General features: G+C 65.3%; 8 protein-coding genes. All 8 read right to left on the bottom strand.

Annotated features, from left to right (window positions below; genetic code table 11):
* Nucleotides 1–67: 67 nt before the first annotated feature.
* Nucleotides 68–1,426, bottom strand: a complete 1,359-nt coding sequence (locus VF697_RS40405; RefSeq protein WP_331103671.1) for a BREX system ATP-binding domain-containing protein — start codon at nucleotides 1,424–1,426, stop codon at nucleotides 68–70.
* Nucleotides 1,426–2,208: a hypothetical protein gene (locus VF697_RS40410; protein ID WP_331103673.1), complete on the bottom strand. Its 783-nt coding sequence runs from the start codon at nucleotides 2,206–2,208 to the stop codon at nucleotides 1,426–1,428. Before VF697_RS40410 ends, VF697_RS40405 begins: the two co-directional genes overlap by 1 nt.
* Nucleotides 2,209–2,267: 59 nt before the next feature.
* The gene (locus tag VF697_RS40415; protein WP_331103675.1) at nucleotides 2,268–3,635 is read right to left on the bottom strand and encodes a hypothetical protein; all 1,368 of its coding nucleotides are present in this window, start codon (nucleotides 3,633–3,635) and stop codon (nucleotides 2,268–2,270) included.
* A complete protein-coding gene (locus VF697_RS40420) occupies nucleotides 3,635–5,014 on the bottom strand; it encodes an ATP-binding protein (RefSeq protein WP_331103677.1) in 1,380 nt (459 codons plus the stop codon). Before VF697_RS40420 ends, VF697_RS40415 begins: the two co-directional genes overlap by 1 nt.
* An 8-nt stretch (nucleotides 5,015–5,022) precedes the next feature.
* Complete coding sequence (locus tag VF697_RS40425; protein WP_331103679.1) at nucleotides 5,023–6,225, bottom strand: hypothetical protein; 1,203 nt, start codon at nucleotides 6,223–6,225, stop codon at nucleotides 5,023–5,025.
* A 91-nt stretch (nucleotides 6,226–6,316) separates the two neighbouring features.
* Nucleotides 6,317–7,318, bottom strand: a complete 1,002-nt coding sequence (locus VF697_RS40430; RefSeq protein ID WP_331103681.1) for a sigma 54-interacting transcriptional regulator — start codon at nucleotides 7,316–7,318, stop codon at nucleotides 6,317–6,319.
* A gap of 419 nt (nucleotides 7,319–7,737) precedes the next feature.
* Entirely contained in the window at nucleotides 7,738–9,141 is a 1,404-nt protein-coding gene (gene pyk / locus VF697_RS40435) for a pyruvate kinase (protein WP_331103683.1), read from the bottom strand.
* Between the two features lie 206 nt (nucleotides 9,142–9,347).
* A partial coding sequence (locus tag VF697_RS40440; protein ID WP_331103685.1) for a bifunctional nuclease family protein occupies nucleotides 9,348–10,071 on the bottom strand: 724 nt, incomplete at its 5' end.

Genomic DNA, 10,071 nt, shown 5'->3' on the forward strand with positions numbered 1-10,071 from the left:
CGCTCCACACACATTGAGGGCACGACGCCCACGCGCAGTGCCCGGACTGCCGCGCGTGCGTCCCGGTTCACGCGCGCTCCTTGTCCAGCTTGTCGGCCACGTCGAGAATCGTGGCGTCTAGATTTCCCGGAGGGCGGTAGACGGCGGGGTCCTGTCGGGCGCGCTCCAGTTCCCACACCATCAAGCGGCTGAGCAGCCGCGGCCTAGCAATCCTCCCGAAGCGGCTGCGCATCAGCGCCGCGATGATCTTTCGCAGCAGGGCCTCGTCAAACCCAGGGATCTCAAGTGTGCCATAGGCGATCTGGTGCACGGACCAGATCCGCTGAGCGATCTGCATCATCTCTTCCTGCTGGAGGGGCGTCCGGTCGAGGTCGATGACCGGGGCGCGGAAGTTTATCTCCTTGCCGCCTACCGGCTGAATGCGCGTGGCCAGCGCGTCGTAGCGAGGGAAGTAGTCCGCTCCCTCGAACATGTCCGGGGTGGCGGCGAGATACATGCAGCAGTGCCGGAACGCGCCACCGTTGTCGACGAAGTCCCTCAATGCCTGCACGGCATGCTCCTGCCGCTTCCGGTTCAGCCGGGTGAGCGCCTCGATCTCGTCGATGCAGAGCAGGAGACCCTTGAAGCCGGCCTCACGTACCAACCACAACAGTCCGCGCATGACCTCGCGCGCCGAGCCGCGGCCAATGGGCTTGAGCTCGACCGGAGCGGGAGGGGCGGCGCGACCGTTCGTGCCCATTCCTGAGGGGCTGCGCGTGTACCTGCCCGGGATGCTCACTGACGAGCCCGAGCCGTGCAGCCAGGTGGTCACCGCGCGCATTACCTCCTCGTCCCGTTCCCAGGAGGCACGTGCGAAGGCCGTCAGTGCCTGCACCAAGTCCGGCGGAAGATTCGTTCGGAGTACTCCCTGGCTCAGGACCCCGTAGATCTTCTGGTCCGCGTCGAAGGGCCTGCGCACGGAGTCTTCGGGAAGCTTGGCTTGGCGATGGACGCCATGAGCCCAGCGCTCAAGCAGCAGGCGCACGGAGTCCGTCGTCTCGGAGGTTCCGCCCACCAAGCCATCGTCCTGAAGCCAGCTGAGCTTGCTCATGAGCCGCTCGTAGACCATCTCGAACCTGTCGATCTCGACCGAGTCGGCCTTGCACTCAAGATGTGCACAGAGCCAGCCCTGGCGCCGGGCGTGCTCTTGGAGAATGGAGAGGAAGTGGCTCTTGCCGGCCCCGTACATGCCGCGGACGAACTTCGTCTCCGAGTACCCGTCTTCATCCACTTCCTGGAGCACCTCGTACTGGGCGTCGAGCCAGCGACCGTGCCCCACGTGGATGAACTGCACGCCCTCGGGAATGGCGGTTCCCCGCGTGAGGCTCCGGATCAAGGCCCGTGCCAGCTTGGGAGTCAGGGGGGGAGCTGCTCCGATAGGGTTCATCACGGTTCTCCTCCCTCAGCACGGATGAAGTCGACGCGGCCGACGTAGCCGAACCGGCCCTCGGCGGGTTGGTAGACGAAGAGGGCGTCCTTCGTGTTCAGCGGGGGAGCGAGTCGGATCCCCCGGCCATCCCGAGTCTCGGTGGCGTCCCGCTCCAGCGCTTCCGAAAGGCGCGCACGGAATTGATCCTGGCTCAGCGGCACGAAGTTCGTCTCGCGCGCGTCCTTCCAAAAGCGGCTCGACTGGGATCGAATCACGAGGGACTTGTAGAGCTCGAGAATGGGGACCTGCGCCGGTTGCGGCCCCGCGATCTCGTCATAGGCCGCCGCCAGTTCCTCCATGAATCGCGCGGGGTCGAAGCTCTTGGGGATCAACACCTCCACCTGAGGAGCGAGGGCCTCGACGATCTCCGTGATGCCGGGTTCGATCAGCCGCTCCGAACCAATCGTGACCACCCGGCCATCTTCCTGAACGTGCACACGGACGCCTCTCTCGATGTAGACATCGGGCCATTGGCCTTCCAGGCGCCACCGCCTGGCAGCGCACGCTTCGCGGAAGTCGGACTCCATTTCCAGGCGGGCCCGTGTCGCCAGCGCCTTCCAGCCTTCGAGGAGCGGGTCCGGACGCAGCGCGGGATCTAGCAGGGGAATGAAGGCCTCCACCAGCTTCTCGACCGTCCGCACCACCCGCTGGGGCGTATACGCGGACTCTGCAAGCGAGCGCTCAAGCACCTTCGCGGCGGAGGCGAGTCCGGAGGCGTGGCGCCCGAGTCGCTCCACCACCTTTCGGGTCCGCTCTAGCGTCGGTAAGCGGTCTCCGGGCCCCTCCTGGTCTGTCTCACTCATGCGTTGTCCTCGATTCGCAGTTCGCTGGCCCGGCGCTTGAGGTGCTCGGGAAAGCCTGGCTTGAGAAGGATGAACATCCGATCGAGATCGTTGCCGGATGCGAAGAAGGCATGCTCGGGAAGCAGGCTCTGTCGTTTGATCGAGAGCATCAACCGATGCAGCTGGGACTGCTCGACGACCAACCCCCGCGTAGTGGCGTCGAGCATGGCGAGCAGCGAGACACTGTCGAAGGGCGTGTGGCCAATGGGCCGGCGCACCACTTGATAGGCGTCCCAGAGCAGATCGATCAGTTCCTCTACCGAGGGTTGGCGGGCTGGTGGGGTCTCTCGCTCCATCAGGACGTGCGAAGCCGCAGCGAAGCCCTCCCACTCCCAACGAGCGTCTTGGGAACGGCCCGCGCGAGCCTCCAGCCAACCGCGGCACCGCCGGGTAGGCCAGTAACGCCAGCGCCGTCTGGCATCCTCGTGCGCGGAGGCCTCAAGGCCCTCGTCCGGCTCCTTTGAGACGAAGCCCAGGTCCACCAGCTGTTCGAACCGGGGGATGGTTTGATGATCCGAGTTCTTCGTCGTCTTGCGCCGTGGCCCGGAAGCGCCGCTCAACGACAGTCCCCGGTGGGCCTTTATGTGGATGGGCTTGGGCAGTCTTGGTACGGGGACACGCTCTCCTTGGAGCATGTCCTCAAGTTCCAGCTCCCGCGCGATCGTCAGGGCCAGCTCTTGTGCGGTCTTGAACTCGGGAAGGAGCCGGGGCGGTAGCCTGCCCCGGCATCGCTCCAGAACGCGGAACAGGGCCCGGCAGGTCATTTCTCCCGCATCGCGGGCTTCGATCATCTCCGTTCGCTCCCGGAGCGCGAGCGCCTCGATGAGCTCAAGGGTGACCTCGTCCAATTCTCCCAGATGGTAGAGGAAGAACAGCCGCTCCCGCTCGGGGAGGACGAAGGGATTCCAGGCCAACGCATTGCCCGCCAGGAAATCGGCCGCCTGCTCCTGAGGGAGCATCAGGTGGAGGATCACACCGCGCTCGGTGAGCTGGTTGCCGCGTGTGACCAGCTCGACGGTATGTCCCCATTCCAGAACCTTGTAGAGCGTCTTCTCGGTGATGCCGTAGAGCCAGGACGGGCACGCCTCGGTCTGCAACAGCGCCTGCGCGACGGTCTGGGAAGCCGAACTCTCGTCGAGGGAAGGCAAGCGCTCCAGCAGAGCGGGAAAGGAGCCGACTGATTCGAAGAGTGGCTTGCGGAGCCTACGCGAGACGCTGTCATTGGTGACGCTGCGCCGTTGGACGCCCAAGCTCGCGACCAGCACCTTGAGAAATCCCAGCCGAAGGCAGAAGTCCTGGTATTTCGTCCAGGGGAGCCGCTGCATCAGAAGGCCTCCCCTCCGTGCGCCACCATGCGTGGGCGAACGCTGCCGACCACCATGCGCGAAGCGGTGCCGTTGCCGCTGGAGAAGAGGGCCTGTCCTATATCGAGGGCACGGATCAGCTCGGCGAGCGAGACCTCTTTCCCATTGTGGCGGATACGCTCGGGCTGCGCGTTCTGCAACAACCCGCAGACTGCGGTGATGTCCTCGGCCACGCTGAGCCGGTGGACGATGAAGGTGTCGATCTGGCTGGCGGCGGCATCGGAGATGGCCCCCTTGGGTCGCTGCGTGGCCATCCAGAGGGACAGACCGTAGTTGCGACCCTCCAGCACGAACGAGTCCAGGGCCTGTCTCGCGGTGTTGTACCCGCGCGCGGGCATGAGGATCTGCGCCTCGTCGATGGCGAGGATGGTGCGGGGAGCGTGCCGCGCGAGCTCCGCCTCAAGCTCACGCCGCGTGGCCGCGTCCTCTTGGCTGAGCGCGAGGCGACGGCGGATCTGGCTGGCGATCATGCGATCCTCGCGCAGCTTGCGCACGAGCACCGTCGTCAGGACCGTGCGGAGATCCTCCGGGAGCCGCGCCAGACACAGGATGGAGAGCTTGCCCAGCTGCGCTAGCTCCGTCAGGGGCGTGCCTTCGCGGGCCGCGAACAGCGGCATTCGGGCCATCGACTGGAGGGCTTGGAGCACGCTGCGGCGGGTCTCGCTGGCGTAGATCTCCTGGATCTCCCCGTCGCTCTCGATGCACTCGATCAGGTCGGTGATCGCATAATCGTCACGAGCGGATCTGATGACCGTCTTTCCACTCCAACCCACCTCGGTGACCTTGCGGTAGACCTCATCCACCAACCGCCCTCGCGGCTCGTTGACGAGATCCGCACTGAGCAGCAGTCCCCAGTCCGAAACCGTGAGGGAACTCACTGGAATCTGGAACTCTCGGAACTCAGGGCGATCGGTGGGCGAGCCGTAGCCAGCTGGCAGAAAGACCTGGACGTTGATCGGCTCGGGAGAGAGGTCCTTCCAGCTGGCCAGGATCTTGTATTGCTTGCGCATCCCTTCCGGACCTTCGTCGCGAAGGGGGAAGAGGGCGGTCCAGTGGATATCCAGGGGATCGATCAGGATCACCGCCCGCCGTTCCCGGTGGGTGGCGATTTGAGACTTGTCCGTAGTGGCGAACGCTTCCAGCATGGCGCCCATCCCGTAGGACTTCCCGGAACCGCGCTTGCCCACTTGGAAGACGACGAAGTTGTCGCTGCCGTCGAAGTAGAGGTTCTCGGTATTCCCCTTCTCGGCCAACCTGCCCGCGAGAATCACCGTCTCACGGGCGGCGCCTCCGATGGTGACCTTTCCGCTCACACGTGGCTCAATGTCGAAGGTCTTCATGGCGTCTCCTAGAACCCTTCCGCGTTGATGTCCGAGACGAGCTTCGCATCGATTGTCCGCGCATCCAGGCGCATGGCCCGCTGCGCGGCCTTCTGCAGGCGGATGAGCACCTCGCTGGGCTTGCTGGCCAAGTCCCCACTCGTCACCTGCTCGATGAAGTCGGACAGGGCATCCACCTCGAAGGGGTACGCGCGCAGGCGCTCCGGATCGTCCTCGGTCAGTGCCCGGAGCTCGTCGGGCACCTTGCTGTCGAGTGCCTGCTTGTTCACGACGTCCTGGTGGGCCTTGGGGACTTCGCCCTTGAGAATGACCGTCTGCAGCAGCTCGACGACGAACCCTTCCAGGTCGTCCCGTCCCGGATTCATCAGCTCCACGTAGTTCGTCACTCCGATGCGGCGCACGATCTCGTCTTGGACGAAGATGACCGGAAGCTCGTTTCGGGTCTTCGCTCCGATTAGGAAGATCAGTCCCACGCCGGTGATCTCGGTCAGCTCGCGGATCGATGCGGCCCAAGAGAAGAACGCATCCGGCTGGGTGATGTTCTGAAACCGCTCCGCCTCGTCGATCAAGTAGAGGAGGACCTTGCCCTCGACGGCCTGATACATGTGAGCAAGGCCTCGCATGACGGCACCGAACTCCTGGCTCTCCTTCAGTTGAGGCGGGAGGGAACGGCTGATGAGACCCATCTCCACCTTGGCCTCGCCACCCAGCCACCGCATCGAGTTGCGCACCTCATCCAGCTCGACAGCGGTCAAGCCTCGGCTCAAAACGCGGTGGACCTCCTCGGAATGGACTACCTCCAACAGAGGGCTGGCCTGGCCCTTTTGAACCATCCGCTGGTACTCAATGGCAATGTTCTGGAGTTCCTCGGTGCGGTGCTGCAGAACCATCTCGCCGAAGAGCTTGTGGAACGGATCCTTCGTCCCGTAGGCCCCGCATTTGATGTACACGGGCTTGATGGGGAGGTTCTGCCTCTTGATCTCATAAATGATGTTTTTGCACTGGTGCGTCTTACCGAGGCCGTAGTCGCCATAGATCGCTGCCTTGTGCCCGTCCTTACTGTAACAGGCCTCTTCGATCGCCCCGAGAAGGTTGTCGCGCCGGCGACGATCGGAGGCACCGAACAGGTACTCAGGGTCGGTGTCGGGCTCCAAGCGGAAGCGGGTGAAACCCGGCCGCATGAAGAACCATTTGTCCATCTGCTTGTTCATTTCGACCTCGGGCGGGCCGACTGGCAGCCCGTCTGGAATGGATGGGACGATATGTGTTGGCGAGCTGGGAAGGTCGATATCGGGGTGTCGTTCACTCGCTTTCATCCCTGTGGCTGCGATCGCGTTCCAACTGGCGAAGTTGAGTTCTCAGCTTGTCGGCCGACAGGCCGATGGCGTTGCGTACGGTCTCGAAGGCCTGTGGGTTCTCCTGCAGATGTCTCGTCAGGAGGCCGCGGTCCTCTCGCGCCAGCTCTCTCAAGTGATGCGCCAGTCCGTCGCCCGTGTTGGTTCGCTGCGCTAGGCGGTCGACCAGGAGGGAGAGCCCGTTGGCGTCAGGTTGGTTTCTACCCAACACGGGCAAGGTCCGCAGCACGGTGTCTGGCGTCTCTCCCGCGATGAGGATCCGCTCCAGCGCCATCGTGAGACCGCGAACGTTGCCGTGCTTGTCCCAGGGCTGGCTGGCCAGCAGGGTCACGACGTCGGATTCCGCCGGCTTCAGCTGCTTCACCCGCTCCTCCCAGAAGCCGCGAGCCACTCTGCGATCTGCCTTGACGATCGTATCTACACGCTTCTTGTAGCGGCCGAGCAGGTCGGTCTGGATCCTGTCCACGATGGCCCTGAAGTCCTCAAGCGGGAACTCGGAGAGCGGCGGGACGCGGATGATCCTGCCCCCAATGCGGGAGAGCAGATCCGCGCGCAGGACCCGTTCATCCAGGGGCTTCCAGGAGGCCGTAAGCGTCACGCCCTCGAAGATTCGCCCGCTCTGGTTGCCCTCGTCACCGACCCGGTAGAACACGCCTCCGGAGAGGACGGTCAGCAGCTTGCCCTGCAGCGCCAGAGACAGGTCCGCAATCTCGTCGAGGAATACGACACCGCCGGTGAGGGCTCCCTCGCCACCAACCTCTTGAGCCTTCGCGGCTCGCTCGAAGACCCCCGGACGCTCGGTAACACCGGTGGCGGCTCCCTCCATCACCCCGAAGAGTTGCGCGTCCGCCAGGGATTCGACCAGGCCCGTTAGCGAAAGTTCCACGTACCAGGGCATCAGGCGCAGATCGACGTTTCCGGCGGCATCCGCCCGGAAATCCGCGATCATCCTAGTAGCCTCCTCGCGGGTGAGGGGGGCGATGCGGCGGAGGTACCCGATGATCCGCGCCAGTCGCGATTTGCCCGCTCCGATGGGCCCGGAGAGGTGGAGCGTCCTGGCCGACAAGTTCGCGCAGAAGCTCAGGATCTGTGTCCGCAACTCTTGGATGCAGGGGCTGCTTCCCGGGAGCAGTCGGGCGAGCAGATTGTCGATCGGCTCGTATGCTGGAAGGTCTGTGAGTCGCAACGCCCCTGCTCCTCCCGCAGTGCGCGGTGGTTTCTGGACACCTCTCGGGACCTCTAAAGCAAATTGCTTGCCATCACTGGAGTTCAAGCCAAGTGACTGAAATTAGGGGCGTTTTTCGATCCCCTCCAGATTCGTGGAGGCAGTTGCCTCAAGAACCGAGGCAATTGCCTCATGCGGGCCTCTCAGATGCGGTGCACCGACATCATGTTGGTGCGGCCCGGCTCGTTGAGCGGCACGCCGGCCACGATGACCACCGGGGTGCCCTTGGTGCAGACGCCCTCCTCGTGGCACAGCCTGCGCACCTGCCGCAGCATCGCGTCCGTGGACTGGCAGCGGCCCACCTGCAGCGGCGTCACGCCCCAGTAGAGCGCCATCCGGTTCACCGTCTCCGGGTTCGGGGTCAGGGCGATGATCTGCGCCTTGGGCCGGAACTCGGAGATGAGCCGCGCCGTCAGGCCCCGCTCCGTGTACGCCACGATGGTGCCAATGCCCATCTGCTCGGCCGCCGCCACCGACGCCGCGGCCACGCCGGTGGAGATGTCATCCCCGCCCTTGGGGAAGGGGAGGTGGGCCATGTTGCGCGGCGTGCCCGATTCCATCTCCTGGACGATGCGCGCCATGGTGGCCACCGCCTCCACCGGGTGCTTGCCCGCGGCCGTCTCGCCCGAGAGCATCACCGCATCCGCTCCGTCCAGGATGGCGTTGGCCACGTCCGACACCTCGGCGCGCGTGGGCCGGGCGTTGTTCACCATGCTCTCCAGCATCTCGGTAGCCACGATGACCAGGCCCCCCATCGCGTTCACCGTGCGCACCATGTGCTTCTGGATGGCCGGGAGCTTCTCCAGCGGCATCTCCACGCCCAGGTCCCCGCGCGCCACCATGATGCCGTCCGCCTCGCGGGCGATCGCCTCCAGGTTCTCCACCGCCTGGGGCTTCTCGATCTTCGCGATGAGGGGCGTGTTGCGCTGCGCCACCAGCTTGCGCGCCCGCCGGATGTCGTCCGCCGTGCGCACGAAGGAGAGCGCCACGTAGTCCACGCCCACCTCCTGACCGAAGGCCAGATCCTCCTCGTCCTTCTCCGTCACGGTGGGCACCGACACGTGCGCCCCCGGCAGGTTGAGGCCCTTGTGGTCCTTCAACAGGCCGCCCAGCTCCACCAGGCAGGTGACGTCCCGGCCCTGCACCTTCTGCACCCTCAGCCGCACCCGCCCGTCATCCAGCAGGATGGGGTGGCCCTTCTCCACGTCCTTGGGCAGCGACTTGATGGGGGTGGGGATGATGTCGCCGTGGCCCATGAGGTCTCGCGTGGTGACCATCACCGTCTGGCCCGTCTTCACCTCCAGGCAGCCCCCCTCGAATTTACCGAGGCGGATTTTGGGCCCCTGGATGTCCTGGAGGATGGCCACGGGCACGCCCAGCTTCTTCGCGGCCCGGCGGATGAGATTCACCCGACGGCGGTGCTGCTCGTGCGTCCCGTGCGAGAAGTTGAGCCGCGCCACGTTCATGCCGGCACGGATGAGTCCTTCGATGACCTCGGCCGAGTCCGAGGACGGCCCCAGCGTGCAGATGATCTTCGCCTTGCGCATGGACGCACATCCTAGGCGCCCGGCGTCACCTTGACAGCATCACGTTCTCGGGAATACTCACGACCCACGCGCGGGCGACAGCGACGGCGTCGGCGCAGTGGTTCTTTTCTTCCCAGGGTGTTTCATCCCTACGTTGCGAGAAAGCCCGGCGTCCCTGGAGGGGGGGCCGGGCTTTCGCCTTTCCGGGAGACAGCGTCCGGAGAGTCCTAGAGGCTGATCTCGTCCGTCTTCTCGGGCACCAGCGGCGGGGCGAGGCCCGGCGGCATGCCGTGGTGCGGATCCATCGGCTCCATCGCGTCCGGGTCTCCGCTGCCGCCCACGCCGGGGCCGCCCTCACGCAGGGAGTCGATCTCCTCCTTGCTGATGCCGGCCTCGTCCAGCACCTTGCGCGTCACCATGATGCGCGCCTTGCCGTCCAGCGCCATGGCGATGGAGTCCGAGGGCCGCGCGTCCAGCGTCAGCTCGCGCTTGCCCTGCGTGAGGAAGACACGGCCGGTGTAGATGTCGTCGCGCAGGTCGTCGATGCGCACCTCGACGACCTTGCCGCCCAGCCCCGTCACCAGCGAGCCCAGCAGATCCTGCGCGAGCGGCTGGGGTGGATGCAGGTGGGCCAGTCGGAAGGCGATGGCCACCGCGGCGGACTCGTCCACGAAGATGGGGAGCACCATCTTCCCATCCTCCGTGGTGAGCACCACCGCGTGCGTCTGCGCCTCGACGAGCGGGATGACGTCGCGCACCTGGAGCTCGACCAGCTCCTTGCACGCGGCGGGGTTGCCACCCTGCTTGGGCACGCAGGCCGCGGTCTCCTTGGCGGCGGCTGTGCCCTTCTGCGCGGGTGGGGCGCCAAAGCCCGGGAGCATCAGGCCCCCCAGAGCAAGCAGCGCGGCGGACAGCGGACCGAGGAGGAAAGTGGCTGCGATGGGCGTTTTC

This window comes from Archangium sp., from assembly GCF_036388035.1.
In the GTDB taxonomy this organism is placed as follows: Bacteria; Myxococcota; Myxococcia; order Myxococcales; family Myxococcaceae; genus Archangium.

Coding starts and splice junctions, on each gene's coding strand:
- VF697_RS40405 (WP_331103671.1), bottom strand. CDS start 1,426: ATGAACCCTATCGGAGCAGCTCCCCCCCTGACTCCCAAGCTGGCACGG.
- VF697_RS40415 (WP_331103675.1), bottom strand. CDS start 3,635: ATGCAGCGGCTCCCCTGGACGAAATACCAGGACTTCTGCCTTCGGCTG.
- VF697_RS40420 (WP_331103677.1), bottom strand. CDS start 5,014: ATGAAGACCTTCGACATTGAGCCACGTGTGAGCGGAAAGGTCACCATC.
- VF697_RS40425 (WP_331103679.1), bottom strand. CDS start 6,225: ATGAACAAGCAGATGGACAAATGGTTCTTCATGCGGCCGGGTTTCACC.
- VF697_RS40430 (WP_331103681.1), bottom strand. CDS start 7,318: ATGATCGCGGATTTCCGGGCGGATGCCGCCGGAAACGTCGATCTGCGC.
- pyk (WP_331103683.1), bottom strand. CDS start 9,141: ATGCGCAAGGCGAAGATCATCTGCACGCTGGGGCCGTCCTCGGACTCG.